We start from the raw sequence: 26,874 nt of genomic DNA, 5'->3' as shown, positions 1-26,874 counted from the left end.
TGCTTTACACCGGCATTGTGCTATCGGATGGCCGCTCCATCTGAAGGACGATCCTTTGCCGATGGTTTTTTCGGCTTGGTCTTTAGCGTTGCGCCCTGGGCGGTCGGCGCTTATGTGCTGGTGTCGTTATTGCAATACAGCGTGCCGTTGTTGTTCATCTATAGGCTGAACACTCTGGTGATGGCCCAGGGAAGTGCCGATGTCGCGCTCCTGCTGTTCTTGGCCATCAGCGGTTTTTTGCTGGTGGTGAGCGAGCTCAATCTGGAACGCTACATCTCCTTGAGGTTATGCCGCGAGTTCGAGCGCCTTTTGGCGCGTAAAATGCACCTCCGGGTAGAGGTCTCGGTGCTGGAACGGGTAGTTTCGCGGGATTTCAGCATCATTCTCGACGGGATCGGTGCCTGCGTTAACCTGTTGGCGATTCCGGTTTTCCTGCTGCTTTCAATCTTGCTGGCGTTGTTGGTCTTTGGCCCCGCAGGGTTCTGGGCGGTTGCGGTGATCGGTGCATTCCTGCCGCTTTCCTATCTCTTGGCCAGGCTCTCGGACCATAATTACAAGCGGATCATGGACAGGGTGGCACAGCGTATCGAACAGTGTTCGGTATGGTTACGCGAAGGACCGTGGCTCAAGCAGTTCGCTGACCGCACAGCCTTGCAGAGTATTGAGCGGACGCTGGCGGGCGAACGCTTCCTGCGAAACGTGGATACGCTCCTGCGCGGTGCCGACAGCTATATCATCGGTTTCGGCCGCCTGATTCCTTTTGTCTTGCTGGGGCTGCTGGGCACCTCTGAATCGGCTATGGTCTGGGACGGGGCGATTTTCTGGCTGAGCATTCCGTTGCTGGCGGCGGTGCTCGCGTTACCCCGTTCCTATGTGAGTTACAAGGCTGTCGGCCGCACTCTGAAAGAGCTCAATGGCCTGTATCAGAATTCCTCCAGGCATTCGCTATTACCCCCAGCTGCAGCCGATAAGGCGTGCGGTTTGATCGCGTTCGATGCCGACTGGCCGATCTGGCCCGGGTCTCTGATCGAGCTGATTCCTGGCCCGCTGGAGAGCCAACGCGAAGATCTGCACGCGTTGCTGGGTGCTTTGCGGCTGATACCCGAGCTAGGACAGTACCCACATCAGGTCCTGAAACTGCCTGTCGAGCTGAACGGGAGCAACCTCTCTGCCGGGCAGCGCTTGCGTTTGCAACTGCTGCGTGGGGTATTTATGGCCCGTGCCCAGGATGGGACCCTAAGTATTGATCACGACTTGTCGGCGTTGGATGCTACGGCTGCGTTGGCAGTGAAAGACGCCTTGGAGCGCCTGCCTTGGGTAATCTTCAGCCCATCGGCCACAAGGGCGATAGCGCTGCGCGAAGGCCCGCTGGCCCAAGTCGGCGAGCGGATGGCTTCGCCAGTGCCTGCCAGAGACCCGCCGCCGGCCGGCTTCAGTCTCGCCGATCTGTTCAAGTACTGTGGCTGGGGTGTGCTGATGTTGTGGGTGCCGGCGCTGATGATGAGCTATGCGGCCAACCTGACGCTGCCAGAGGCCGGTTACTCGCCGTGGCAGGTTCTGTTGTATGTCGTGGCCGGGGTAGGAGCAGGAATCACGGGCGGGCTGTTTATCGAGAATCTGTTGCGCAGCCGCTTTTCCTGCTTGTTCACCGTTGGCCTGCGCGACATCCGGGTCACCGGCCTGGCTGATGCGTTGCAGGTGGTTTCTCGCGATATCACCACTACATTCGAACGCATTGCCTGGTATGCCCACGACATTGCCTGGATCATCGCGTTGTTGCTGTGCAATGGCGTGGCCTTGTGGATGGGGTTTGGCCTGTTCGGCATCGCCGTGGCGCTACTGTTCAGCGGTCTGCTGGCGGTGTTGTATCGTCTTTCGATCAACGAGCTGTATCGAACTCGAGTCGAAAGCGTGAAGGGATTCGACTCCCTTCTACGCTCGGCCCATGTGGCGTTTGCCATTTCCCGGATCGCTGGCGTGGGTTTCGAACGCTTGGGCGACTGGCTGGCGCTGACCCAGCGGGACGCGATAGCTGATGGGCTGCAGCATTTCTACACTACCCGCATGCGCAGCGTGATCGCCCGCACCATCACTGCGGCCAGTTGCACCTTGCTCAGCGATCTGGTGATTGTCCTGGTGGCCCTGATGGGCAGTTTTTATCAGACCCGCGAATCGGCTTTTGTGCTCGCGGTCACGGCCTTGCTGCTGGTGCGTTCCGACCTGGCCAATGTGTTTCTAGCCATCACGGGGTTCAAATCGCAGTCGGTGTCGGTGGAGCGCCTGCAACATTTTGCCCGGCCTAAAAGCTCGGTGGCTGTTGTGATCGCCGGGCAGAGCCTGCGCATCGCGCCCTTTATCGCTCAACGTGCCTATCGCGCTCTGCACCTGGAAGTGGGCCGGTTGTATTCGCTGTCTGGCCACTCCGGATCCGGCAAGAGCGAGTATCTCAAGGGCGTGGCGGGTATCACCGATGTGGTCATAGAAGAACCGGGCGCGACGCCGGACCTGACATCAACCCGCTATTACCTGGACAGCAATACCCTGGCGTTGCTCAGCGGTGCGCCGGGCAAGCAGATGGCTGGATACCTGGCTGAGCACATTGCCGAAGGAACGCCACCATCTTTTATTGCTGGATGAGCCGTTCAGCGCTTTGCCCTCCGAACAACTGGCCGAGCGTGTGCAGGCGCTGCATCGTTTCGTCGAGCGTAGCGGCAACACCTTGGTGTTGGTGGATCATCGTTGCCGACTGGAACATGACATCGAGCTCGGCGAGCTGGTCAGCGGCGACCGGCCCGCGAACGCGGTCTAAGTGACAGTTGCTCGTCGGGCCGTGACGATACTCAACTCTTAATGAATCACCAGCACGCCACCGGGCAAACGCGTCAGTTGGGTTGAAGTGACTTTATTCAGCGCCTCAACGATTGCCACGGGGTTGTTCAGTTGGTAATTGCCGCTGACACGGTGTTTGGCCGCCGCTTCGTTGAACAACAGGATGGGCTGCGGGTAGTAACGCCCGAGGGTGTTCAGCACCTGCGCCAGCGGCTGGTCCTGAAATGACAGTCGGCCTTGTACCCAGGCCATTTGCCGTTCAGCCCCGTCGCTGTTGAGGTCTTGCAAATGACCGTTTTCGAACTGTTGCCAGTTGCCGGCCTGCAACAGGCTTTGCTCACCGGCCTTGTCGGTAAAGCGCACCTTGCCTTCACGCACTGCGACGGTAACGTCCTCGCCCTGGAGGGCCACGCTGAATTGGGTGCCGACTACGGTGACGCGGGCGTCGGCGGCGTCGATTTCCAGCGGGCGCGATGGGTCATGGGAGGCTTCGATAAAAAACTCACCCCGCAATAAGCGGATGCGCCGGTGATCGGCGTTGATGTCGGTGCTGATGGCGCTGTTGCTGCCCAGCACAATCTGCGAGCCATCGCCCAGGGTGAGGTGTCTGACCTCTGCCACGGCAGTCATTTGATCGGCACGCAGGTGCATCGGCAGGTCGGACAACCAGGCGCTGGTGAGCATGAGCAGCAGCATCGCAGCAGTGGCAAACGCCCACGCCTTGCGCGGCTTGTGGGCCGGGGCGGCGGGCAGGTCGAGATCCAGGTCAAGGCTGTGCAGCGCTTGCTCGAACGCATGGCTTTGCCACAGGTTTTCCAGGGTCTGGTAGGCGGCGCTGTGTTCGGGGTTTGCCGTACGCCATTGTTCAAAGCGTTGACGCAAGGCGGGTTGCCGGGCCATTTCTTCGCGCTGGGCGAACCAGTCGGTTGCCTGACGTTGCACGTGCTCGCTGGGCACAACAGGGGCGGTGGGTGAGTCAGTCATGGGCGGCTTGCTTCTGGATGGCTTTGGCGCAGGCATTAAGCGCAGTACGCAAATCTTTTTCAACCGTACTGATCGAAACATCCAGGCGCTGGGCGATTTCTCCTTTGGACAGGTCCTGTAATCGGCTCAGCACCAGAATCTGTTGCTGGCGCTTGGGCAAGGTCTTGAGGGCAGCCTGAAACTGCTTCAGGGACTGCTGGCCTTGCAGCTGACTGTCCGGGCCGGGGGCGGTGGTAGCGATTTCGGTCAAATGGCGCTCATCGCTGACCTGGCATTCGAAGCGCCTTTTGCTGCGTAAGCTGCGCAGGTGATCGAAGGCCAGGTAGCGGGCAGTCTGATACAAAAAAGGGTGCAGAAACTCCACTGGCCGGGTTTTCAGCGCATTAGCCACTTTTACATAGGTTTCCTGCGCCAGGTCTTCTGCCAGGCTGGCGCAGCCCACCACCCGCGAGAGCATCCGCACCAGCGAAACCCGCTGGTTGATGAAAAGCTCGCTCAGTTTTTGCTGACTGTCCTCTGTACTCATGCTGAACCGCTCCCGCCATTCCCACGCAAATCCAGCGTGCTCGGGGAGCATTCTAATGAGAACCAGTATCATTTCCACATAATTTTTTATCAGTCTGCGAGGGTGGGCCGATCAGCGTTGACAGAACCGTATGCGGTTGCCGAAAGGGTCGTGCACTTCCAACACTTGGCCCCAGTCCTGTTGAACGATTTGCGGGCGCGCATAACCATAGTGTTTAGCTGTTAACTCAGCGTGAAACAGCTCGATATTGTGCATCGGGACAAACAGCGTCGAACCCGGGCTGGCATCGCCATGATGTTCCGACAAATGCAGTTCAAGCCCGTTACGGCTGATGCCCAGGTACAACGGCATGCCAGGTTCAAAGCGATGCTCGAACTCCACGTCAAAGCCCAGAAACTCGAGATAAAACTCCCGCGCCTTGGCCTCGTCAAACATTCGCAAGATGGGAATGGGTTTTTCAAATTCGATTGAAAACATGCTGCCTCCTGTCACCGACATGTCTGGATGCTCGCGCTGCCAAGCCTTGATGCTCAAGAGAGACAAAAGGGCGGGCAGCATCAGCCAGCGCCGAGCATAACCAAGCGGGCGCAAAGGTGAAAGTTGCGTGTTTCGGCTGGGCATTGCTTGCTGGCCCGATACCGGTTGGGCATGATCTTTGGCTCACCTTCAGGAAGGCTGCTTATGACCACCCCCGTTCTGCATTTGATGTGCGGCAAGATCGCTTCGGGCAAATCGACCCTGGCCAAGGCGTTGGTCGAAGAGCATGCGGCGATTTTGATTAGCGAAGATCGCTGGCTGGCGGCGCTTTACCCTGAGGAGATTCGCTCGGTAACCGATTACCTGCGCTGCGCCCGGCGCCTGCGTGACGTGTTACAGCCCTTGGTGATCGACCTGCTGGGTTCCGGTGTCAGCGTGGTGCTGGATTTTCCGGCCAACACCGTCGCTGACCGCCAATGGCTGCGGGCCTTGGCTGATCAGGTACAGGTTGCGCATTGTCTGCATTACCTGGACGTCGATGACGATACCTGCCGCGCCCGATTGCGCGCGCGCAACGCCAAGGGCGAGCATGAGTTTGCCGCCACCGATGCAGAGTTCGACTTGATCACCCGTTACTTCAAGGCCCCGGATGAGCAAGAAGGATTAACCGTCGTTAGACATAACGCCTAACCGCCCTGTAGTCGCTGACGAGGCACGAAGGCTGCGATCGGTCGAGCATCGGCCGTAAAGATCGCGAGACAAGCTCGCTCCTACAGTTTGATCGCGTACAACCCGTAGCGAGGGTCAGGCCTCGTCAATATCCAGCGCTTCGCCGGTTGCGTAGTAATGGCCACCGGCAATGTAGTGCAGGCTGCGCCAGGCCGGGTTGGCGGTTTCGAAGTGCCAATGGCCGTCACTGAAAACGCGGGTGTCTGCCCAGGCACCGACCACTTCACCTATAAACAGGTCGTAGGCCGTCTGGTTGTGCGGTTCGGGGATCAGTTTGCAGGCCAGCCATGCCGAACAGTCGGCTACGAACGGCTGGTCATGCCCCTCAATAGCAAACAGTTCAACACCGCTGTCGCTGAGTTTGTTCGGGTCGGTGTTGAGGCTCAAACTGCCGACTTTGCTGGTGAGTTCAATTTGCGCCACGGTCGGCACCTGAATCACGAACAAGCCGCTGTGCTCCACCAGTTCGCGGGTTTTTACGCTCTTGTCCAGCACCACGGTGAGCTTGGGCGGGGCAAAGTCCAGCGCACAGGCCCAGGAGGCCGCCATGACGTTTTGCACGCCAGTATGGCGCGCCGACACCAAAATGGTCGGCCCGTGGTTGATCAGTCGATAGGCTTTGTCCAGCGGGACGGCGGCAATGTGCTTGTCCATTCTTGCTCCTGAATAGAGGGCCGGGTAGGGAGCAGATAATGACTGATTTGTGCAAACCCGTCAGCGGGCCGGCGTTGACGGTGCCGCTGCGGGTTACACGTGCACGGTTGCAGCGGGGATTACTTTTCCCACTCAGCCTTGGCAATCAGCAAGCCGTGATTGCCGTTATAGGCGGCGCGTTCGGGTTGCTTCCAGCCTTCGAGCAGCGACTCGTCGAGCTTGTAGATTTCAACGCCCAGCGGGCGGCAGACCTTGAGCGGGTCTTCTGCGTCCGGGCCCCACATGGGCAATGACAGGTCGCCCCCAGGGCAGGTCGACAGGGCGCACAGCACGTCAATTTCGGCGAAAAACTCCAGGTAATCACCCTGTTTTGCCGGGCATGCCTTCATAAAGTACATGTCATCGTGGTTCAGACCGGTGCACTGGAAGATGTTCAGCACGTCATGCACGTCGAACTCGGTCAGGCCGTGGGGCAGGACTGCGCGGGTCAGGTTTGAGTGGCAGTGATGATGAAAGTCTTCGCCGGTGAGCATCTTGTTGACGTAAGGGTCGCAGCGGGTGCCGAGCAAGTCGTGCAGGCGGCCGCCGTGTTCGTCAATGCCGTAATCGGCCAAGCTGTCGTCCGTGATGGTTACCAAGGGCCGCAAAAACGGCAGGTTCGACCACAGGCGGTCATAGGTGGTCACGTGCGCGCCCTGCAACTGGCGGGTACGGGCGGCCCACATCCGCTCGCGCGGGTCGTTGGCGTTCCAGATGTTGAAGTCGCCGACTTGCGGGCCTACCGGCGTGGTCACGCGAAACACATGGCCTGCGGGTACTTTCCAGGCACGGCCGGTACGGATCGGCACTTCGAACTGTTCGATCAGGGTGCGTTTGCCGGCAGATTCACGCACGCGGTCATAGAAAGGCTTGTCGACTTGTAGCGCGGCACCTTTGCTGACTTGGTAGGCCGCTGGATAGTCCTTGTACATAGTGGGTCCTCTTCTCAGGGTTTGGGCGTGCTGGCCAGAATGTCCAACAGCACGGTTTCGGAATCATTGAGGTAGCTGCTCATGGCTTCCTCGGCGGCTTTCTTGTTGCCTTCGGCGAGCAGGTCGTGGATCTGGCGGTCGCGTTCGAGCCAGGGTTTCTGAAAGTTTTCTTCACTGGGGGCGCTGGAAAACACCAGACGCATTTGCGCCGCGACCTGGGTGAAAAACTCATCGAACAGCGGGCTGCGCAGCAAGCCGACGATGTGTTGGTGAAAGCGCAAGCTGTGGGTGCCGAAGGCTTGCCAGTTTTCCCGGTCCTGGGCCAGTTGCGCGGCTTCGATGGCTTCAAGCATCAAGTCGGACTGGTACTCGCGCAGCGGTTTGCTGGCGGCAATGGCCTGTAATTCGAGGGTGCGGCGCACATTGAAAATGTCGCGCACGTCGTCGATGCCCATACGCCGTACCATCACGCCTTTGTTGCGTACGTAGCTGGTCAGGCCTTCACGGCCCAACTGGTGCAGGGCCTCGCGCACGGTGTTGCGTGAGGCGTTGTAGGCATTCACCAGTTCGCTTTCTGTCAGCGGCATACCCGGCAGCAGGCGCCCGCCAATGATGTCTTCACGCAATTCGATGGCGACCTGATCCGACAGGGACAGGCTTTTTTCCTTGGGCTGATTCACGCTGAGACTCCTTGGGCTCATGCAAGCTGTACGTCTTTGAGGAACTTGGTCATGCGTTCGCTGCGTTGTTCGAGCATCTCGCGCGGCGCCGCGTCCTGGATGATCTGGCCGCCTTCCATAAACACCACGCGGTCCGAAAGCTTGAAGGCGAAGTTCATTTCGTGGGTGACGATGACCATGGTCATGCCTTCGCGGGCTAGCTCTTCGATGACCGCCAGCACGTCACCGACCAGTTCCGGGTCGAGGGCCGAGGTGGGTTCGTCAAACAGCATTACCGAAGGGCGCATGGCCAATGCCCGGGCGATGGCCACCCGCTGTTGCTGGCCGCCAGACAGTTGATGCGGGTATTTTCCGGCGTGGTCGAGCATGCCGACCTTTTTCAACAGGGCCAGGCTCAGCAGGCGCAGTTCTTCACCCGCGCCGTGGGCGTGATAGACCGGGGCGAGCATCACGTTCTCCAGCACGGTCTTGTGGGCAAACAGGTTGAAGCCCTGGAAGACCATGCCTACATGCACAATGTTTTGCATGTGCACTTTGTGGCTGAGCGGGCCTTCAGGGTCTTGCGTGCCGCGCAGAAATGGCTGGCCTTGCAGGGTGATCTGGCCATGGTCGAGGCTTTCGAGGCCATTCATGGTGCGGATCAGCGTGGTTTTGCCCGAGCCGGAAGGGCCGATGATCGACACCACTTCACCCCAGCGCACATTCAGGTCCACGCCTTTGAGCACTTCCAGCTCGCCATACGACTTGCGCACGCTTTGCGCTTGCAGGGCGAATTCGCCGGGCGCAGCCTGATCGCTGTTACGCCGGGTCACCACTTGACCCAGTTCAGCCGGGGCGATGGTTTTGGGTTTGCGGCGGGTCACGTCCAGATGGTTTTCCAGCAGGTGCAGCAGGCGGCTGAACACTGTGACGATGAGCACGTAATAGAACGCCACGGCCAGCATGGTTTCCATCACGAGGAAGTTCTGGGTGTAAAGCTGTTGGCCTACCAGAAGGATTTCTGACAGCGAAATCACCGACACCAGCGAGGTCAGTTTGACGATCGTGATGTATTCATTGGCCAGGGTGGGTAGCGCGACACGCAAGGCTTGAGGCACCACGATCAGGCGTTGAATGCCTTTATAGCCGACGCCCAGCGCCTTGCCGGCCTCCAGTTGCCCTTTGACCACGGCCAGCAGCCCCCCACGGTGGATCTCGGCAATATACGCCGCTTCACTGAGCACCAGCGCGATAAGCCCGGCGCTGTAGGGGTTGGACAACACCACGCTGGTGGACGGAAACACCTGCGGCAGGTTGTAGACAAAAATCAGCAGGACCAGCAGCGGCAGGCTGCGAAAGAACCAGATATACAGGCCCGCGGCATTGCGCAGCCAGCGGCGTTGCGACTGTCTGGCCAGGGCAAGAAAGAAGCCGAAGATGATCCCCAGCACCCAGGTTTCCAGGCTCAGTTCAACCACCGTCGCGACAGCCCGCCAGAAGTCACCGTTCCACAACAGGCCCAGGGTGTAGTGCCAATCGAATTGCATGTGCTTGCTCCGAATGTCTGTGATCGTTGCGCCGGTAGGGAAACACCGGGGAATCCGCTACCGGTTACGCCTCACGGGGTGTTTCAGTTGCCCAATGCCGTGCTGACTTCCTGAGTCGTGGGTTCAGCCAGGTTGTAGCGGGCGAGCAGTTGGCCGTAGCTGCCGTTCTGCTTGATTTGCGCGAGGGCTTCGGTCAGTTCTTCCAGCAGCGGCTGGTTGCCCTTGCGCACGGCCAGGCCGATGACCACCGGGTAAATCAGTTCGTTGGAGCTGATAACGGTTTTGCCCTGAAGTTTTTCGACGGTGATCTTGGCCACGGCGGGGTCTTCCATTTGCACGTCGACCGCGCGCGACAGCAGGGCCTGGGTGGCTTCCGGCGAAGTCGGGAACTCGCGGGACTCAATCGCTGGCTTGCCATGGGGCAGGCAGTATTCGGCGGAAACCTGGTTGAGCTTGGGCACCCACGAGGCGCCTTTGATCGAGCCGACGCGCTTGCCGCACAAGTCCTGGGGTTGCTGAGGCTTGAAGTCGCTGCCACTGAGCACCATCAGCGACGAGCCGGTTTTCAGGTAGCTGACAAAGTCGACCTGCTTGGCGCGCTCCGGGGTGACGTAAAGCGCCGAAGCCACCACGTCGAAGCGCTGGGCGTTGACCCCGAGAATCAGGTTGGCAAAGCGGGTATCGAGAAAGCGCGGCTTCAGCCCCAATTGCTGGCCGAGCAACTGGATGAACTCCGGGTCGAACCCTGCGGGTTGTTTTTGATCCAGGTAGGTGTAGGGCGGGTAGGTCAGGTCGGAGCCGACCGACAGCTCCCCTTGTTTGAGCGTGCCTTTGACCTCTGCCGCCGATACCAGCGGCGCTAAACACGCAAGGGCGACTGTCAGCGCCAGGGTGTGCTTGGTGTTTTTGCTCATCAGACCTTTACGCATCTTCGTATCCTCGGTGGGTGACAGCAGTGCGGCAATGATTGTTCAACAATTTGTTATTTGTGAGTAAGCGTATTTCGTGCCAACTATTATTTTTGGCGTGCGAAAGAGCGCTTTAGAGTCAGATAAATGATTTTTTGAGGGGGGAAGGTGCGCCTAAGCGGTGCGATTTGTTACCGGGCGCCACGTTTTGGGGCGGGTGTGGGGTAATCAATGTGTAGGAGCGAGCTTGCCTCGCGATCTTTTGATCTTGAAAAATCGCGAGGCAACGGGGGGCAAGGGCAGCCTACGGCTCCAGCCCGATGCCGCGCAGGATGACCGTGGTGATGGTTTGTACCGCTTGGTCGAACTGTTGGTCTGACAGCGGCTGGTGGCCGTTGAGCACGTTGACCTGGTAGTCGAAGTCCGCGTAGTGCTGGGTCGAGGCCCAGATCATGTACAGCAGGGCAGAGGGCTCGACCGGGTTGATGCGTTTTTCTTCAACCCACTGGCGGATCTTCTCTTCCATGAATTTGGCGCCCTTGGACATGTGTTCTTCAAGCATGTCCTGAAACAGTGGCGCACCGCGCATGATCTCGTTGGCCCAGAGTTTTGAACCGTGGGGGCGCAAACGCGAGTGGGTCATTTTTTTCATCACGTAGCTGGTCAGTACCACGCGCGGGTCGTCGAACTGCACAAAGCAGTCGCCTTCCAGATCCCAAGTGCCGAGGAGGTTAACCAGCACCTCGCGGTAGAGGTCTTCCTTGGTGGTGAAGTAGTAATGCAGGTTGGAGCGTGGCAGTTCGGCATGCAGGGCAATGTCGGCCATTTTGGTCCCGGCATAGCCTTGTTCGGCAAAAATTTTCTCCGCGGCTAAAAGGATTTTTTCGACGTTTTTTCGGCGGATTTTAACTTTAGGATTGGTCATCGAATTCCATATTCGGGCGAAGGATCAGCTCGGGTTTATGCGTGCGTAGCATAGTTCAAATCATTCACGACAATCAGGTCGGCCGCCTGAACAGACGGCCGACCGGCCCGCTTTTTCAAGGCGCAGGGCGGAATATTTCTGCGTACAGCGGCCAGTGGTCAGAAACGCCTTCGGCATGCCGGGCACTGTCAAAACGTGCCGGACTGCCCCAGCGATTGACCTGGTACGGGCTGCGGTTGGCTAACCGGATGCTCGCCGGGTCAACCTGCCAGCCATTGAAGCCGCCCGCCGTGGTCATTTGCTTGGGAAACAGCAGCATGTCGAAGAACGACCACTCGCGTTTGGTGTGGTAGTAGTAGCTGCCTTTGCAGTCATTGCAGCCAATGAATTGCGAGACTGCCCAGGTGCTGGCCAGGTCTTTGGCGATGTAGCCGTTCTGTTTTTCTTCCCCGGCATTGATGTTGAAGTCACCGCCGACAATGGGCAGCACATCGCTTGGCAGTTCGCTTTTCAGGTGTGCCAGATACGCCACGGCTTGCTGGCGCAGATAGCCCGGAGCGCCGCCAGACGGCAGGTGCACGGCGAACACGGCGGCCTTTTGGCCACCCGGCAGCAACAAGCGCACTTCAAGAATGCCGCGGGTTTTGCTCACGCGTTCCTGGTCTTCGTTGCCCAGGGCTTTGTACGGCACGCGGTGCAGACGGGCCTTGTCCCATTGCGGTAAACGGCTGAGCACGGCGGTGTCGATACCCCGCGCATCCCAACCTTCGATCAGCACGCGGGTCTGATAGTCCGACTTGCCGAGGTGGCTGTTGAGCTGCTCAATCACGTTGATGTTTTCAACTTCGTCGAGCATCAGGATGTCCGGGCCGCGGCCCTGGTTGATCTGCTGGATGACGGCGCTCAGGCGTTTGAGCTTTTCGTTGAGCAGGGCGTCGGTCCAGTCGTTTTCTTCACACTCCTTGCGCCACGCCGCCACGTCAATTTTGGTGCAGGTGGCGAGGTATTCCGGGTGGGCCTGTTTGACGCTCAGGGGCAGGTAGGCGTAGTCGTCCTTACCCTCGTCGTGCACGGTGTCGAAGAGGTTTTCGACGTTATAGGTCATCAGCGACACCCGCGCCGTGTCGGCGCTGTGATGGGGGGTGCAGGCGCTCAGGCACAGGACGCTCAGCGCAATGGCGATAGGGGCACGGAGGAATTTCATGGTGGATCGATCCAGGCAAGTAGGGAAGTGTTGGTCTTAAGCGTCAGGGGTTACGGAGTGGTCAGCGCCTCCAGGCTCAACTGCATCATGGCGTGGAAGTCGTCCTGGCGTTGTTGGGCGCTGAGCCTGTCACCGGTGAGGATGTGGTCGCTGACGGTGAGTACGGTCAGGGCTTTTTTCCCCAGCTCGGCGGCAACGCCATACAGCCCGGCCGCTTCCATTTCGACGGCCAGCAAGCCCATTTTTTGCATGCGTTCAAACAGCCAGGTCTCAGGTTCGTAGAACAGGTCGGCGGAAAAAATATTGCCGATGTGTACCGGCAATTTTTGCCTGTCGGCTTGACGCACCACCCGTTCAAGCAGGCGGTAATCGCAGATGGCGGCAAAGTCGTGGCCTGCCAGACGTTTGCGGTTGACGTTGGAATCGGTACAGGCGCCCATGGCGATAACCAGCTCGCTGAGCTGTACGTGGGGCTGCACCGAGCCGCAACTGCCGACGCGGATGATCTGCTCCACGCCAAACTGGCTGAACAGTTCATGGGCATAGATGGACACCGAGGGGATGCCCATGCCGGAGCCCATCACCGAGATCCGCTGGCCGTTAAAGCGGCCGGTGTAGGCCAGCATGTTGCGCACGCCGTTAACCTGCACCACGTCGGTCAGGTAGGTGTCAGCGAGCATCTTGGCGCGCAGCGGGTCGCCGGGCATCAGCACGGTGTCTGCAAAGGCGCCAGGTTCGGCGTTGATGTGCACAGTGGCCATGATCAGTTGCCTCGCGCCGGTGTTTCGTGAAGAAAAGACCGCCCATGGGAGCATGGCGGTAGCCTGAAGAAATCAGCCAGGGTCTGGCCAAAATCGGCAAAACTGTCGCGTTCGCCGAGGCTGCCAGGCGTAATGCCTGCGCCACAGGCCAACACGGGAATGTGTTCGCGGGTGTGATCGCTGCCGGCAAAGCTGGGGTCGCAGCCATGGTCGGCGCCAAGCAGCAGCAGATCGTCAGGGCGCATCTGTGCGAGCAACTCGGGCAGGCGCCGGTCGAAGGCCTCCAGCGCTGCGGCATAGCCGGGAATGTCACGGCGATGGCCGTAGAGCATGTCGAAGTCGACAAAGTTGCTGAAAATCAACGTGTGGTCCGGGGCTTCGTCCAGCGCGCTGAGGGTGGCGTCGAACAGCGCATCGTTACCGTCGGCCTTGTACAAGCGGCTGATGCCACGGTGGGCAAAAATATCGCCGATCTTGCCCACGGCAAAAACCTGGCCACCGGCTTCGCACATGCGGTCAAGTACGGTCGGGGCGGGCGGCGGCACGGTGTAGTCATGGCGGTTGCCCGTGCGCACGTAGGTGCTCGGGCTATCACCTTTGAAGGGCCGGGCGATGACCCGGCCGATGGTGTACGCATCGCACAATTCACGGGCGATTTCGCACAGGGCCAGCAACCGCTCAAGACCAAAGTCGTCCTCGTGGGCGGCGATTTGCAACACGCTGTCGGCCGAGGTGTAGAGAATCGGTTTGCCGCTGCGCCGATGCTCGTCGCCCAATTGCTCAAGGATAGTGGTGCCGGAGGCGTGGCAGTTGCCGAGAATGCCCGGCAGATTGCCCCGTGCGATCAAAGCCTCCAGCAATTCGGGCGGGAAGCTGTTTTGCTGTTCGGAAAAGTAACCCCATTCAAACAGCACCGGCACACCGGCCATTTCCCAGTGCCCGGACGGTGTGTCTTTGCCGCTGGATAGCTCACGGGCGTAGCCGTAGGCGCCCTCGACCTGACTCTCGGCTGGCAGGCCGGGCGGGAATACCCCGGCGCTTAATGCAGCGGCATGCCCCAGCCCGAGGCGGGCCAGGTTGGGCAGGTGCAGCGGCCCTTGGCGTTGTGGGGTGTCGGCTTCGCCACGGGCGCAGGCCTGGGCGATATGCAGCAAGGTGTTGGCCCCGCTGTCACCAAAGGTGTCCGCATCGGCGCTAGCGCCAATCCCGAAAGAGTCGAGCACCAGCAGCAGTGCCCGGCTCATGAAGCCTCCATCAACAGCTGCACGATCAACGGCGAGGCGCTGTCTGTGTGCTCGGTGATGGTATAGGCCGCAAGCACGGCCTTGGTGGCTTGCTCGGCCTTGAACGGGTTGCTGGCATGCACCATGGCCAACGGTTGACCCGCCTCAACGTGTTCGCCGGGGAGCTTCAACTGGCTGAGGCCGACGCTCGGGTCGATGCGGTCTTGCGGGTGCAGGCGGCCGCCGCCCAGAGACACCACGCAAATGCCGATGGCCCGGGTATCAATGCTGTTGACCACACCCGACACCGGGGCGCAGACCGGGATCACTACCTCGGCTGAAGCCAGGTAGGCCTGCGGGTGATCGACCAGATCGGCCGGGCCACCGAGTGCTTCGACCATACGTGAGAAGCGGCGCAGGGCTTCACCGCTGCGCCAGGCGTCGAGCAAGTGCTCACGGGCCTGTTCGGCACTGCTGGCCAGGCCTGCACAGAGCAGCACTTGGGTGGCCAGCGCCAGGGTTACTTCCCACAAGCGTTCGCTGCGCACTTCACCGCGCAACAGGGCAATCGCTTCTTCGACCTCCAGCGCGTTGCCCGCCGAGCGCGCCAGCGGCTGGTTCATGTCGGTGATCAGGGCGCGGGTCTTGACCCCGGCCCCGTTGGCCCCGGACACCAGCGAGTCGGCCAGGGCCACGGCGTTGTCGGCGGTGGACATAAACGCGCCGTTGCCCACTTTGACGTCGATCAGCAACACATCGAGCCCCGCCGCGAGCTTTTTGCTGAGGATCGAGGCGGTGATCAGGTCGATGGATTCGACGGTCGCGGTCACGTCGCGAATCGAGTACAGGCGCTTGTCGGCCGGGGCCAGATCACCAGTCTGGCCAATGATCGCGCAACCCACGTCAGCGACGATGGCTTGCAAACGCTCAGGCGAGGGCAGGCTGTTGTAGCCGGGGATGCTGTCGAGTTTGTCGAGGGTGCCACCGGTGTGGCCCAGCCCGCGCCCGGAGATCATCGGCACGTAACAGCCGCAGGCGGCCAGCAAAGGTGCCAGCGGCAGGCTGACCATGTCACCGACCCCGCCGGTGGAGTGTTTGTCGACCACTGGGCCCGGCAGGTTCCAGCTCATGACTTGCCCTGAGTCGCGCATGGCCAGCGCCAGGGCGACGCGTTCCTGCACCGTCATGCCCTTGAGCATCACGGCCATGGCGAAGGCGGCGATCTGGCCTTCGCCGATGCTGTTGTCGGTGATACCGCGAACAAAGCGCTGGATATCGCTGTCGCTGAGGGTCAGGCCTGCGCTTTTGCGGCGAATGACTTCTTGTGGCAACCAGTTCATCAGTACGCTCCTTGCGCTGGGGTGTCGGCACTCAGGCCGATGAGTTCAAGCGTGTTGTCGAGCAGGCTGGAGGCGCCAAAGCGCAAGTGGCGCGGCGAGATCCAAGCTTTGCCAAGGGTGTGCTCGGCCAGCCACAGGTACACCGCTGCGTCGCCCAGCATGCGCATGCCGCCTGCGGGCTTGAAGCCGACGTTCGGGTTGGTTTTGGCGATCACATGCAGCATCAATTCAGCCGCTTCAGGGGTGGCGTTGACCTTCACTTTGCCGGTGCTGGTCTTGATAAAGTCGGCCCCGGCTTCGATGGCGTCGATGCTCGCCCGGCGGATCAGCAAGGCGTTGAGTTCGCCGGTTTCGAGGATCACTTTGAGTAGCGCGCGGCCTTCGCACAGCGCTTTGCAGGCGGCGACCAGCTCGCGTCCGCGTTGTTCGTCGCCGCCAATCAGGGCGCGGTACGGGTAAACCACATCGATTTCGTTGGCCCCGTCTGCCAGTGCCTGGCGAATTTGCTCAAGCACCTCGGCCAGCGGCGCATCGCCTGCGGGGAAGTTGCACACAGTGGCCACCTGGATCGAGTCGCCACCCAGGGTATTCAGGGTGCTGCGCGCCAAACGGACAAACTGCGGGTAGACACACACTGCGGCGACAGGCCCGACCGGGGTCAGGGCCTTGCGGCACAGCGCCTGAATGCTGGCGTCGGTGTCGTCGGCGTTGAGTGAGGTAAGGTCCAGCAGGGCGATGACTCGACGTGCCAGTTGGAGTTCGGTGTCATTCATGTCGGTTCTTCGATCTTTCAAGGGCGCCCGGTCAGTGGCGGGCGCCTGTTGGGGTAATAAGGTGCGTTTCACAGTGAAATAAACACGCCGGCCAGTGCTGCACTCATAAGGTTAGACAATGTCCCGGCGGTGACAGCGCGCAGGCCCATGCGGGCGAGATCCTTGCGACGGGAGGGGGCCATGACCCCCAGGCCGCCGAGGATGATGCCGATCGATGAGAGGTTGGCAAAACCGCACAGGGCAAAGGTCACGATAACTTGCGTGTGGGCCGACAACACGCTGACGCCTTTGCTTGCCGCTTGCACCGGATCGATGTAAGCCGCGAAGTCGACGTAAGCAACAAACTCGTTGAGCACCAGTTTTTCACCGATAAACCCGCCCGCAATCGTGGCTTCGCTCCACGGCACGCCAATCAGGAAGGCCAGCGGTGCAAACAGGTGGCCGAGGATCAGTTGCATGCTCAGGTGCGGCAGGCCGAACCAGGCGCCGCACCAGCCGAGAATGCCGTTGAGCATGGCGATCAGGGCGATAAAGGCCAGCAGCATGGCGCCGACGTTGAGTGCCAGGTGCAGGCCGTTGCTGACGCCCAGTGCCGCAGCGTCGATGACGTTGGCCGGTTTGTCCTCGGGGTAGACCTCAACGCAGCTCGGGTCGTCATGGGGCAGGTGGGTTTCAGGCTCCATCAGCTTGGCCATCAGCAGCCCGCCGGGGGCGGCCATAAAGCTGGCAGCGATCAGGTATTTAAGCTCGATGCCGAGGCTGGCGTAGCCGATCAATACAGAGCCGGCCACCGAGGCCAGACCGCCCGCCATCACCGCGAACAGTTCGCTGCGGGTCATGCTGGCCAGAAACGGGCGCACCACCATCGGCGCTTCGGACTGGCCGACAAAGATGTTGGCGGTGGCCGACATCGACTCGGTGCGGCTGGTGCCCAAGATGCGGTGCAATGCGCCACCGATCACCCGGATGATTACGTTCATCACGCCCAGGTAATAAAGAATGGCGATGAAGCTGCTGAAGAACACAATCAGCGGCAACACCTTGATCGCAAAGACAAACCCTTGATGGCCGAACACCTCAAACATCTTCTCGCTGGCCAGCGGCCCGAAGAGAAAGCTGATCCCTTCGTTGGCATAGTCCTGCAGCGACGAAACGGTGTTGGAAATGGCCGCCAGGGTGGTCTGCCCCCATGGCACGTACAGCGCGAATGCACCGACACCTGCTTGCAGTAAAAAGGCTCCGCCCACTGTTTGTAACTTGATCGCCCGGCGGTTGCTGGAGAGCAAGACCGCCAGAAGGATCAATACACCTACACCAATGAAGCTCATGACTGCATTCCCATGTGTAAAGCATCAAAATCGCCTGCACCTCTGTTGGGTGCTGCGGCGGGCAGGGCAGTGGGTCGTTAAAAACGGAAAGCGCCGGGTAACAGTTGCTCGATGGTCCAGTCGCGGCTGGCCGATTCTTGATGCCCGACGCAAAACACCGGGCAGTGAGCAAGCATGAGTTCGTGCATGACCTGACGGCAGGCGCCGCAGGGTGAAATCAGCGCCACTTTGGGGGCATACACCAACATCGCCTTGAAGCTGCCGGGGGCATGCCCCTGGGCGATCGCGCTGAACAGTGCACTGCGTTCAGCGCAGTTGGTCAGCCCGTACGAGACGTTTTCGACGTTGCAGCCGCGAATGATCTGATCATCCGCGGTCAGCAACGCGGCCCCGACAGGGAAGTCCGAGTGCGGGCACCAGGCGGCTTTCGAGGCCGCAATGGCCTCGGGCAGCAGGCGCTCGTAAAGTGCTTGCGCTTGGGCCGTGCGGCTCATCGCTGGGCACTCTTGGCCAATGCATCGTCGACCTTGTGAATGCGCTGCGCGGGAGTTTGTTCGCCCACCGGGTTACCGGCGCGGTCGTTGACTTGCAGGTAGTCGATCAACGCATTGAGGTCATTGAGGCCGGTGTCCAGACGTTCGCTGGCGTCCTTGAAGACCGTGAAGTTATCGCCGCCACCGGCCATAAACGAGTTGACCGTGACTTGGTACGGGTAGTCGGCAATCACCGGCACACCGTCAATTTTCATGCTGTTGGCCAGTACCCGGTCACCTTGAGGTTTGCTGGCATCCCAGCTGTAAGTCAGCGAAGACGACGGCTGCAACGGGTAGAAGCCGAAACCGTTGTTTTGCCACTGTTGCTCCAGCAGTTGTTTCAGTTGCGCGCCGGTCAGGGTGAGGATGTTCAGGGTGTTGTTGAAGGGCTGGACCGAGGCCACCTGGCTGTAGCTGAGTTGGTCCTGGCCCGGGTCGAGAATCAGGTCGGTACGGATCCCGCCGAGGTTGATGAACGCCACTTGCGCACCCAGCGAGCGGGTGGCATGCAGTTGCGCATCGGACACCAGGTCGCCCATGGCGGACTCGCCTGCGGCGTTGAGTGTGCGTTTGACTTCTGTCGCGGCCATGCGCGCGATGGGCTTGTTCAGTTGCTCATGGCTACGGGCTTCGACTTCGGCCTGTTGTGCAGCGATTTCTGGCATCGGCTGGTAGCGCTTGGGGTCGACCACAATGTTTTCGGCCTTGGCATCCAGCAACTGGTGCTTGCCGGTGTCGATCTTCAGGTTCAGGTGCGTGACCAGACGCCCGTACGAGCTGGCCTGGGTGATCAGTTTGTCGCCCAGGCGGCACATGTAGCCCTGGTGGGTGTGCGCAGTGATCACCACTTTGATTTCCGGGGCCAGACGGTTGGTCACGTCGAGGATGTCGCCCTTGAGCTGGCTGCAATCGGTTTTGTCGAAGGATTCGGCGGTTTCGCCGCCCTGGTGAATCACCATGATCACCGCGTCCACGCCTTGCTTGTGCAGTTCTGGCAACAGCGCGTTGGCCGCTTCGGCTTCATCGATGGTGTACAGGCCGTTCATGCTTTGGGTGCTGACATAGGTCGAGACATTGCGCAGCACGGCACCGACGAACGCTATTTTCGCGCCGTTGGCTTCTTCAATCTGGTAAGCCGGGAAAAGTGTTTTGCCGGTTTGTGCGTCCATCAGGTTGGCTGCCACATAGGGGAAGCGCGTGCCTTTGTAATCCTTGCTGTACAGGCAGGCCTTTTCCGGGCGCGGTGAGTCGCAGCCGCCGTTGATCTGGCGTTGCAACTCGATCGTGCCCTGATCCAGTTCATGGTTGCCGATCACGCTGAATTTCAGCCCCAGGGTGCCGAGAGCCGTCAACGTCGGCTCGTCGGCCCACATGGCAGACATCGGCGGGCTGGCCCCAATCATGTCCCCGGCGCCGACCAACAGCGTTTGCGGGTCTTTTTTGCGCAATTCGCTGACCACACCGCTGAGGGCGTTGATGCCGCCCGCCTGCATCGTCACCTTGCCACCCGGCGCCGAGGCATCGGCGTAGGTGAACGGGTTGGGTGCGAGGTTGCCGTGGAAGTCGTTGATGGCAGCAATGTTGACCTCGACCGTTTTGCCGGGCGGGTTACAGGCGGCTATTGCCAGGGCCAGCGGCAGAATCAGGCTGGCCTGGCACAGGCGCGAGAATACATTCGACATGGGGGCTCCTTGGCTTGGCTCAGGCGGTACGTGGCTGGCCGGCCAGCGAGGCGGCAGGTGTAGGGGAGGCGACGTATTGAGTGCCCAGGCCTGCGCGCAGCAGAAGCATTTTCAGGTTGTCGTTGATCAGTTCCAGGCGATCTTGCAGGTGGCTGTTGAAGACCATGCCCACCAGTGCAATGGCGATACCTAGCGCGGTGGCGTACAGCGCAGTACCGATACCGCGGGACACTTCACCCGGGTCGGAAACACCGGCTTCGGCCAGGGCTTTGAAAGTGTCGATAATGCCCATGATGGTGCCGAGCAAGCCCAGCAGCGGTGCGCCGGCGACGACGGCTTCGAGGATCCACAGGCTGTGGGACAGCTTGCCGCGCATGGAGATATAAATGGCCTGGCCGAGGTCTTCGAGTTCCTGGTGCGAGTGCAGTTGGCGACGGCCGTCGTAAATCTGCGAGAGCAATTGCAGTGGCAGGCTGTCACGTTGGGTCAAGGCTGCTGGCAGGTCATCGACACTGCGCACTTTACCGCTGATGGCCGGGACCAGTTGGCGGGCCTTGCGCAGGGAGTAGCTGAAAAAGATGCAACGTTCAACGACGACAAAGGCGGCCAGCGCAGCAGCGCCGTACATGACGTAGAAAGTGAGATCGTGCAGCAGATTCATGTTCATCAGGTTCTTCCTATGGGTGGGTACAGCCCAGGCCCGCTGTTTAGCCGGGCCTGGTTACAGGTCAAATCAAGGGTTAGAAGCTGGCTTCAAACGAAACCATGGCAGTGCGTTCTTCACCGACGTTGTAGTACGGCGTTGCAGCGTTCAGACCGTTAACCGGCGCGGCGTTGAGCACCACGGTGCGTGCCGACGACAGGTATTCCTTGTCGAAGACGTTGAGCATCGAGACGCGGATGGCGGCAGATTTGAAGATCTTTTTGTCGACCGGCAGGCGCACACCGGCGCTCAGGTCAACGGTGGTACGGCCAGCGATTTCCTGGTCGTTGGTCAAGTCGCCGTAGTAGCTGCCGACGTATTTGCCGGCGATGTTGGCGTAGTAGCGTTTGTTGTCCCAACCGATGCTGGCGTTAAGCATGTTTTTCGGCACGTTGGCCAGTTGCTTGCCCGCGGTCGGCAGGTTTTTGTTGCGGATCGAGATGTCGTCTTTCTGCTCGGAATCGGTGTAGGTGTACGAGGTGTAGTAGTTGAAGTTGTACGGCAGCAGGCCGCTCCACTCCAGCTCAAGACCTTTGTTGACCACACTGCCGACGTTGAGCATTTCGTAGTCGCCATCCGAGTTGGTGGTCGACAACTGACGGTCGCGGTACGAGATGTGGAACAGCGTTGCGCTCAACGCCATGTCGTCCTTGGTGAAGCGCCAGCCCAGTTCCTGGTTCCAGCTCAGCTCAGGCTTGGTGCTGATCGAGTCGCCGACGTTGTACAGCACGTAGTTAGGCGGGGTACGCATGTTGCGGGTGATGTTATAGAACGCCTGGTTCTGCTCGTTGATCTGGTAGCGGGCGCTGAAGTTCGGCAAGAACTGGTGGTACTTGGCGTCACGCTTTTCAGGCTTGTTGTACAGGTCGCCGAGGTTGTTACCGTCACGCTCGACGTACTGGTAGGCAAGGCCACCGACCAGGGTCAGGTCGGGTGTCACGATCCAGGTGTCTTGCAGCGAGAGTTTCTGCGCCGGGGTAACGGTGTACTGATGGCGGCCCTGTACGGTCACGCCATTGTTGTCTTTAACCTGGTTGCCCGAGTTGTAATCGCCCCAGATGTCGCTTGGCGCGCCGTTGGCATCGATGCTGATAAATGGCTGGGTCTGGCGCTGACGGGCGCGCTCGTACCAGTAGCCCAGGTCGATGCTGTGGGACTCGTTCATGTCCCATTTCAGCTTGTTGTAGATACCTGTACGCCAGGTTTCGGTCCAGGAAGGGCGGTAGTAGGTGTCGTACGGCAGGCCCTTGAGGTCGTAGTTGCCGGCTTTGCTGCTGGTGGACGACAGGGCGGAGGCGGTCTGGCCGCTGAAGCTGCCGCCGTTGGCCCACATGTAGTAAGGCGCGATGGACAGTGACAGGTCGTCGCGCAGCTGGAAGCGCTGGGTCAGCGTGGCGGACAGGTTTTCAAACGGGTTTCGGTTGATCTTGTAATACGAGGTCAACTTGCCGCTGCTGTTGTAGATCGGGTTTTCTGCGTAATCAAGGCTGCGACCCGACTTCTCGAACTGCGCCTTGCTCAGAGTGTTGTAGTTATAGTTGTCTTGGCGGTTGTATTTAATGATGGCGTTGGTCGAGTTGCCATTGCCGTCTTCAAACAACGTGTTCCATTCAACTTTGTCTGCGCGTACAACGCCTTTACCGCGCCACTTATCACCTTCGGTGTGCGACGCCGATATATAGGTTTTAAAACCGTTGATGTCGCCGGTGTTAATACGCACAAATGATTTGTCGAGGCTGTTGGAACCTACTGCTTGTTTAACGAAAACACCAAAGTCTTTCGTCGGGCGCAGGGTCACCAGGCCAATGTTGCCACCGCTGGAACCAATATGCGGGCCGTCAATTTCCGAAGAACCTTGAGTGGCGAATATTTCACTGAAGTTTTCCGGGTCGCCGAGCAAGTTTGGATAGATCGAGTAGTCACCCGAGTCGTTGATCGGGATGCCGTCAGCCGAGACGCCGACCTGGTCGGAGTTCATGCCGCGCATGGTGAAGCTGGTGCCGCTAAGGCCCGAGGCGTCGGTGCTGGACACGTTGATGCCGGGCGTGTACTTGAGTTTGTCGAGGGCGTTGGCAGTCGGTGCCATTTCGTCCATCGCCTCTTTGGTTACCGTTGAGCGTGCCTTGGCCGAGTCTTCCTGAACCATATGGCCATTGCCCAGACTTTGGCCGGTTACTTTAACGTCGCCTATATCAACTGAATCTTGCGCGAGCGCAGACAAAGTCCAGCCGCCAACCCCAACGGCCAGCAACGTTGCAAATAAAGTATTGAGTTTCAAAACGCTTTCCTCTTGAACATCATGAGTGGAGCAGAAGTGGTTTTAGTTATTGCTCAATGTTGTATACAAGCGTGGCGCTAAAGCGGTATTTATCCTTGCCCGAAAAAGTGTTGTCGGGAAAAGGCACAACTTGGTCGAGGCGTTTCAAACTTGTTTGTGCTGCCCGATTGAGCAACATGTTTGCCGCCTTCTTTTCAATGCCCGAATCGAGCACCTTGCCGCTTCGGTCAATCAGCAACCACACCACCACATTGCCTTCCGGGCGTTGTAATGAAGCTTCGCGACCTCGCGGGTATTGCTTGTATCTCTCTAACTCCGCCAGCAGGCGAGCGGTGTAGCGGCTCTCCTGGTCTGCCGGGTTGGTGTGTGGCACTTGCGCAACAGGTCTGGTCACCGGGGCTGCCGCTGGCGGTGCTGCTGCCGGAGCGGGGGCCGGTGCCTGCACCACGGGTTGAGGCTTGGGCGGTGTCGGTGCGGCCTTGACCACTTGTGGCTTGGGCTTGGGCGGCGGCGGTTTTGGTGCCGGCGGCTTGGGCTTGGGTGGCGGTGGTGGTGGCTCTTCGATTTGCGCTTCGGCCTCTTCGATTTCCGGCGGCGGTGGCGGTTGTTCAACCACTGGCTCAGGCTCGGGCTCAGGTGGCGGCGGGAGCAATTCCTCAGGATCGATCAGGGCGATTTCGACGGTTGTATCGTCGTACTTCGGCGTGATCTTCAAGGTCGTGTGTGTGGCGCTATGAATGGCCACCGCCAGCAGGCAAATCGCTGGAAGACAGGCGATTGCTTTGCGGGATTTGAAAAGAACCGACATGACTTAGAGCTTCCGGGTCGCGATGGAAACGGAGGAGAAACCGCTGCTTTTGAGCACGTCCATCACGCTCACCAAACGCGCTACTTCAACACCCTCATCGCTGTTGAGGATGATCACCATCTTCTGCTCAGGGTTTTCCATGGCCTTGAGCTGTACCACCAGTTCGGTCTGGTCCAGATCCTTGCCGTCCAGTTGCAGACGGTCGTCCAGGCCCAGGGTAATCACAGCCTTGTTTTGCGGCTTGAGTTGTTGCGCGTGTGCAGCGCCTGGCAACTGAGTCTTGATCCCCAGCGCAGGGATCACGTTGAGACTGATCAATACGAAAAACACCAGCAGAAACATCATCACGTCGATCATCGGAATGATCTCGATATGCAGGCGTTTTTTCTTAGGTTCTTCCCAGCTTCGCATCACGTGTACTCCAGTCCACAGAGGGGATCACACAGCTGATCGCCCATTCAGATTCTCACTTGTGGTTAGCCAGGGCACAGTAGCTGTCGAACCTGTCTCAAGTGACAGGTTGGAGAGTAGGGGAGCGGTGTTTCATTTTGATTTCAGCAATATTATTTTGTTACGAAAGCTCTGGATGTGTGTTGTTTCTGTAAAGGCGCTGTGTAAGTCGCGGTTTTTTATGGGTTTTAACGTGATTTTAAGGGTTTTGTTTTGGGGCGCAGGATGTAGGTGAGTTGCTGGCTCAAACTGAAAAAAACTGACATGTGTGTCAGTTTTTTGGATTTATGAGTGGTTTTCAGCATGGGGAGGGGAAGCAGGCCGTGACAATGTCGACGACACGTTACGGTCAAGTCATGGTGATTTGTATGACAGCGAGGTTAAAACTTGCGAACAGCTCAAGATCAAAAGACCGTGAGGCAAGCTCGCTTTTATCAAACATAAAATAAGTAATTGACTCTAAAGGCTCTGTAGGAGCGAGCTTGCCACACGATCTGTTGATCTTGATCTGGCTTTTGATCTTGATCTGGCTTTTGATCTTGATCTGGCTTTTGATCTTGATCTAAGAGGCCCCGTTAAACCACGCTGACCTGTGGTGAGGGCATGCCGAGCCACAGCGAGGCACCGAGGGGTTGGGGCAAAAAGCGTTTGGTTACTTTGCGCTTTTCAAAGTGGCACGGCGTAAGGCCGGAACCCTACGTGGCCGTTGCCGCAGCAATGGATATGTACTCAAATCAAGAGCCCCCTCACCCTAGCCCTCTCCCGAAGGAGAGGGAACCGATTGGGGAATGCTGAAGATTCTCGGTAGCCTGTTTGCTGCGCGACAGCGCGGTGTCCAAGACGGCGCGGCCTTTCTTATCAAATAAAAAAATTGATTGATTCTAAAGGCCCTGTAGGAGCGAGCTTGCTCGCGATCTTTTGATCTTGATCTGGCTTTTGCTCTTGATCTAAGAGGCCCCGTTAAACCACGCTGGCCGAACGCAGGTTTTGCGCAGTGGGTAACACGGCAGGACGCCGGGTTAGCCGCGACACGGCCATGGATGGCCGATCGCGGCGGGCCCACGAAGCAAGGCCTGTGGTGAGGGCATGCCGAGCCACAGCGAGGCACCGAGTGGTGGGGCAAAAAGCGTTTGGTTACTTTGCGCTTTCAAAGTGACGCGCCGTAAGGGCGGAACCCTAAGTGGCCGTTGCCGCAGCAATGGATATGTACCCAAGAATGCCGAGGTAGATGGTTTTACGGCTGCACGCAGCCGATCGCAGCCTTCGTACCTCGTCAGCGACTACAGTGGTCTGTTTGCTGCGCGACAGCGCGGCGTCTAAGACGATCCCTCCTACAGCACCATCACCATCTCGTGCCACGCCATCCCGCCATGCTCGGAGGGTGAAGGCTGCACGTAGACATAGCCAAAATGCGTGTAGAGCTCGATGTGCTGTTCTTTGCACATCAGGTGAATGGTGGATTTACCCATGCCGCGCATATGTTCGACAAATTGGCGCATCAGCTTGCCCGCATGGCCCTTGCCTTGATGGGCCGGATCCAGCACCACCGACATGATTACGACATTGGCAGCGTCTGGGTCGTGGCCTATCAGCTCTTTGAAAGACTCGTCAGACATGACCACTTCATGGGCGCAACCACTGTTGATGAACCCGGCGATTTCGCCGTCCAGTTCCAGCACCAGGAAGCCTTCTGGATACTGACCGATACGCGTGGCGATTTTTGCGTGAGTGGCGGCTTCGTCGCCTTCGTAGGCCTGGGTTTCGATTTCGAAGCAGCGATCCGCATCAGTGGGTACTGCCTGGCGGAAGATGGGGTGTGTCATGTGGATCAATCCTGTTAAGGCGCGTGTAGGTTTGCCATTTTAAGTTCAGAACAAAATGCGCCCCAAAAGACTTAGTTCAGTCCTTTGAGGCGCATGCAGTATGGTTCTCGACCGATTCAGGTGGAAGGTGCTTATGCTTCGCGCTTAACCACCAAGGTCAAAATATCGTAACTGGCGACCAGCTCGCCCAGTTGGTTGGTCACTTCTACATCCCACGCCACTACCCCTTGCGGGATGCCTTGGGGGCTCTTCTTGCCTTGGTCAATCTTGCGCTTGCAGGTCAGGCGCGCCTGAATGGTGTCGCCAATCCCCACCGGGTTGATAAACCGCAGGGTGTCCAGCCCGTAGTTGGCCAGTACCGGGCCGGGTGCCGGGGAGACAAACAGGCCAGCCGCTGCCGACAGCACAAAGTAGCCGTGGGCAATGCGCTTGCCGAACTGCGATTCCTTGGCGGCGATGTCGTCGAAGTGCATATAGAAGTGATCACCCGACAGGCAACCGAAGTTCACCAGGTCGGCTTCGGTGACGGTGCGCCGGTGGGTCAGGAGTGACTCGCCGATCTGCAGGTCCTGGAAGTACCGGCGGAACGGGTGCACGTCGGTTTCGATGACCTTGGCGCCGCGTACGTATTCCCCGGTCACCGCTGCCAGCATGCTCGGCGAGCCCTGTACGGCGGCGCGTTGCAGGTAGTGTTTTACCGCGCGCAAACCGCCCAGTTCTTCGCCGCCCCCCGCGCGGCCCGGGCCGCCGTGCTAGAGT

Annotated in this window: 25 protein-coding genes and 1 pseudogene; 3 read left to right on the top strand and 23 right to left on the bottom strand. The window is 59.3% G+C overall.

Going from position 1 to position 26,874, the window contains the following annotated elements:
• The first annotated feature begins 27 nt into the window (after window positions 1-27).
• Entirely contained in the window at window positions 28-2,637 is a 2,610-nt protein-coding gene (locus GHO25_RS17970; RefSeq protein WP_153391585.1) for an ABC transporter ATP-binding protein/permease, read from the top strand.
• Window positions 2,600-2,809 carry a hypothetical protein gene (locus GHO25_RS17965; protein WP_153391583.1) on the top strand — a complete coding sequence of 70 codons (210 nt, stop codon included), beginning with the start codon at window positions 2,600-2,602 and terminating at the stop codon, window positions 2,807-2,809. Before GHO25_RS17970 ends, GHO25_RS17965 begins: the two co-directional genes overlap by 38 nt.
• A gap of 38 nt (window positions 2,810-2,847) precedes the next feature.
• Here the strand turns inward: GHO25_RS17965 and GHO25_RS17960 are convergent, their stop codons facing one another.
• The 3 genes from GHO25_RS17960 to GHO25_RS17950 all read right to left on the bottom strand — a co-directional run bounded on the left by GHO25_RS17960 (window position 2,848) and on the right by GHO25_RS17950 (window position 4,960).
• Complete coding sequence (locus GHO25_RS17960) at window positions 2,848-3,813, bottom strand: FecR family protein (RefSeq protein WP_153391581.1); 966 nt, start codon at window positions 3,811-3,813, stop codon at window positions 2,848-2,850.
• Entirely contained in the window at window positions 3,806-4,339 is a 534-nt protein-coding gene (locus GHO25_RS17955) for an RNA polymerase sigma factor (RefSeq protein WP_048372695.1), read from the bottom strand. Before GHO25_RS17955 ends, GHO25_RS17960 begins: the two co-directional genes overlap by 8 nt.
• Window positions 4,340-4,450: 111 nt before the next feature.
• Window positions 4,451-4,960 carry a glyoxalase superfamily protein gene (locus GHO25_RS17950; RefSeq protein WP_256677244.1) on the bottom strand — a complete coding sequence of 170 codons (510 nt, stop codon included), beginning with the start codon at window positions 4,958-4,960 and terminating at the stop codon, window positions 4,451-4,453.
• A 60-nt stretch (window positions 4,961-5,020) separates the two neighbouring features.
• On the opposite strand from GHO25_RS17950, the gene GHO25_RS17945 reads away from it, so the two are divergent.
• Window positions 5,021-5,506, top strand: a complete 486-nt coding sequence (locus GHO25_RS17945; protein WP_153391579.1) for an ATP-binding protein — start codon at window positions 5,021-5,023, stop codon at window positions 5,504-5,506.
• Between the two features lie 114 nt (window positions 5,507-5,620).
• Here the strand turns inward: GHO25_RS17945 and GHO25_RS17940 are convergent, their stop codons facing one another.
• The 20 genes and pseudogenes from GHO25_RS17940 to GHO25_RS17845 form a co-directional block, all read right to left on the bottom strand.
• Window positions 5,621-6,199, bottom strand: a complete 579-nt coding sequence (locus tag GHO25_RS17940) for a flavin reductase family protein (protein WP_153391577.1) — start codon at window positions 6,197-6,199, stop codon at window positions 5,621-5,623.
• Between the two features lie 119 nt (window positions 6,200-6,318).
• Entirely contained in the window at window positions 6,319-7,170 is an 852-nt protein-coding gene (locus GHO25_RS17935) for a DUF1989 domain-containing protein (RefSeq protein ID WP_153391575.1), read from the bottom strand.
• A 14-nt stretch (window positions 7,171-7,184) separates the two neighbouring features.
• Window positions 7,185-7,871 carry a GntR family transcriptional regulator gene (locus GHO25_RS17930; protein WP_048372704.1) on the bottom strand — a complete coding sequence of 229 codons (687 nt, stop codon included), beginning with the start codon at window positions 7,869-7,871 and terminating at the stop codon, window positions 7,185-7,187.
• A complete protein-coding gene (locus tag GHO25_RS26760) occupies window positions 7,868-9,376 on the bottom strand; it encodes an amino acid ABC transporter permease/ATP-binding protein (RefSeq protein WP_123749407.1) in 1,509 nt (502 codons plus the stop codon). The genes GHO25_RS17930 and GHO25_RS26760 overlap by 4 nt, the downstream gene beginning before the upstream one ends.
• A gap of 83 nt (window positions 9,377-9,459) precedes the next feature.
• Window positions 9,460-10,305, bottom strand: coding sequence for an ABC transporter substrate-binding protein (locus tag GHO25_RS17920; protein WP_153391573.1), 846 nt, complete (start codon window positions 10,303-10,305; stop codon window positions 9,460-9,462).
• Window positions 10,306-10,588: 283 nt separating this feature from the next.
• Entirely contained in the window at window positions 10,589-11,209 is a 621-nt protein-coding gene (locus tag GHO25_RS17915) for a TetR/AcrR family transcriptional regulator (RefSeq protein WP_048372709.1), read from the bottom strand.
• A 115-nt stretch (window positions 11,210-11,324) separates the two neighbouring features.
• Window positions 11,325-12,413, bottom strand: a complete 1,089-nt coding sequence (locus GHO25_RS17910) for an endonuclease/exonuclease/phosphatase family protein (RefSeq protein ID WP_153391571.1) — start codon at window positions 12,411-12,413, stop codon at window positions 11,325-11,327.
• Between the two features lie 50 nt (window positions 12,414-12,463).
• On the bottom strand, window positions 12,464-13,174 hold the full coding sequence (gene deoD / locus GHO25_RS17905; RefSeq protein WP_153391569.1) for a purine-nucleoside phosphorylase: 711 nt from the start codon (window positions 13,172-13,174) through the stop codon (window positions 12,464-12,466).
• A gap of 2 nt (window positions 13,175-13,176) precedes the next feature.
• Window positions 13,177-14,418 (bottom strand): phosphopentomutase, encoded by a 1,242-nt coding sequence (locus tag GHO25_RS17900; RefSeq protein ID WP_153391567.1) that lies wholly within the window; start codon window positions 14,416-14,418, stop codon window positions 13,177-13,179.
• Window positions 14,415-15,737, bottom strand: coding sequence for a thymidine phosphorylase (gene deoA, locus GHO25_RS17895; protein ID WP_048372717.1), 1,323 nt, complete (start codon window positions 15,735-15,737; stop codon window positions 14,415-14,417). The genes GHO25_RS17900 and deoA overlap by 4 nt, the downstream gene beginning before the upstream one ends.
• Window positions 15,737-16,510 carry a deoxyribose-phosphate aldolase gene (gene deoC, locus GHO25_RS17890; protein WP_153391565.1) on the bottom strand — a complete coding sequence of 258 codons (774 nt, stop codon included), beginning with the start codon at window positions 16,508-16,510 and terminating at the stop codon, window positions 15,737-15,739. The genes deoA and deoC overlap by 1 nt, the downstream gene beginning before the upstream one ends.
• Before the next feature lie 68 nt (window positions 16,511-16,578).
• On the bottom strand, window positions 16,579-17,838 hold the full coding sequence (locus tag GHO25_RS17885; protein ID WP_048372721.1) for a NupC/NupG family nucleoside CNT transporter: 1,260 nt from the start codon (window positions 17,836-17,838) through the stop codon (window positions 16,579-16,581).
• A gap of 77 nt (window positions 17,839-17,915) precedes the next feature.
• A complete protein-coding gene (locus tag GHO25_RS17880; RefSeq protein WP_048372724.1) occupies window positions 17,916-18,332 on the bottom strand; it encodes a cytidine deaminase in 417 nt (138 codons plus the stop codon).
• The gene (locus tag GHO25_RS17875; protein ID WP_153391563.1) at window positions 18,329-20,053 is read right to left on the bottom strand and encodes a bifunctional UDP-sugar hydrolase/5'-nucleotidase; all 1,725 of its coding nucleotides are present in this window, start codon (window positions 20,051-20,053) and stop codon (window positions 18,329-18,331) included. Before GHO25_RS17875 ends, GHO25_RS17880 begins: the two co-directional genes overlap by 4 nt.
• 19 nt (window positions 20,054-20,072) lie before the next feature.
• Entirely contained in the window at window positions 20,073-20,720 is a 648-nt protein-coding gene (locus GHO25_RS17870; RefSeq protein ID WP_048372726.1) for a MotA/TolQ/ExbB proton channel family protein, read from the bottom strand.
• 73 nt (window positions 20,721-20,793) lie between these two features.
• On the bottom strand, window positions 20,794-23,034 hold the full coding sequence (locus GHO25_RS17865) for a TonB-dependent receptor (protein WP_153391561.1): 2,241 nt from the start codon (window positions 23,032-23,034) through the stop codon (window positions 20,794-20,796).
• Window positions 23,035-23,080: 46 nt separating this feature from the next.
• Window positions 23,081-23,842, bottom strand: coding sequence for an energy transducer TonB (locus GHO25_RS17860; protein ID WP_123749397.1), 762 nt, complete (start codon window positions 23,840-23,842; stop codon window positions 23,081-23,083).
• Window positions 23,843-23,845: 3 nt separating this feature from the next.
• Entirely contained in the window at window positions 23,846-24,253 is a 408-nt protein-coding gene (locus GHO25_RS17855) for a biopolymer transporter ExbD (protein WP_048372729.1), read from the bottom strand.
• A gap of 1,370 nt (window positions 24,254-25,623) precedes the next feature.
• Window positions 25,624-26,115, bottom strand: a complete 492-nt coding sequence (locus GHO25_RS17850; RefSeq protein WP_153391559.1) for a GNAT family N-acetyltransferase — start codon at window positions 26,113-26,115, stop codon at window positions 25,624-25,626.
• 131 nt (window positions 26,116-26,246) lie between these two features.
• A pseudogene (locus tag GHO25_RS17845) lies at window positions 26,247-26,867 on the bottom strand (MaoC/PaaZ C-terminal domain-containing protein); the annotation flags it as partial.
• Window positions 26,868-26,874 lie beyond the last annotated feature (7 nt).

This window comes from Pseudomonas sp. FSL R10-1350 (assembly GCF_009600525.1).
GTDB lineage: Bacteria > Pseudomonadota > Gammaproteobacteria > Pseudomonadales > Pseudomonadaceae > Aquipseudomonas > Aquipseudomonas helleri.
Note: the sequence above shows the minus strand (reverse complement) of the source record. Positions and strands in the feature narration are given on the sequence as shown.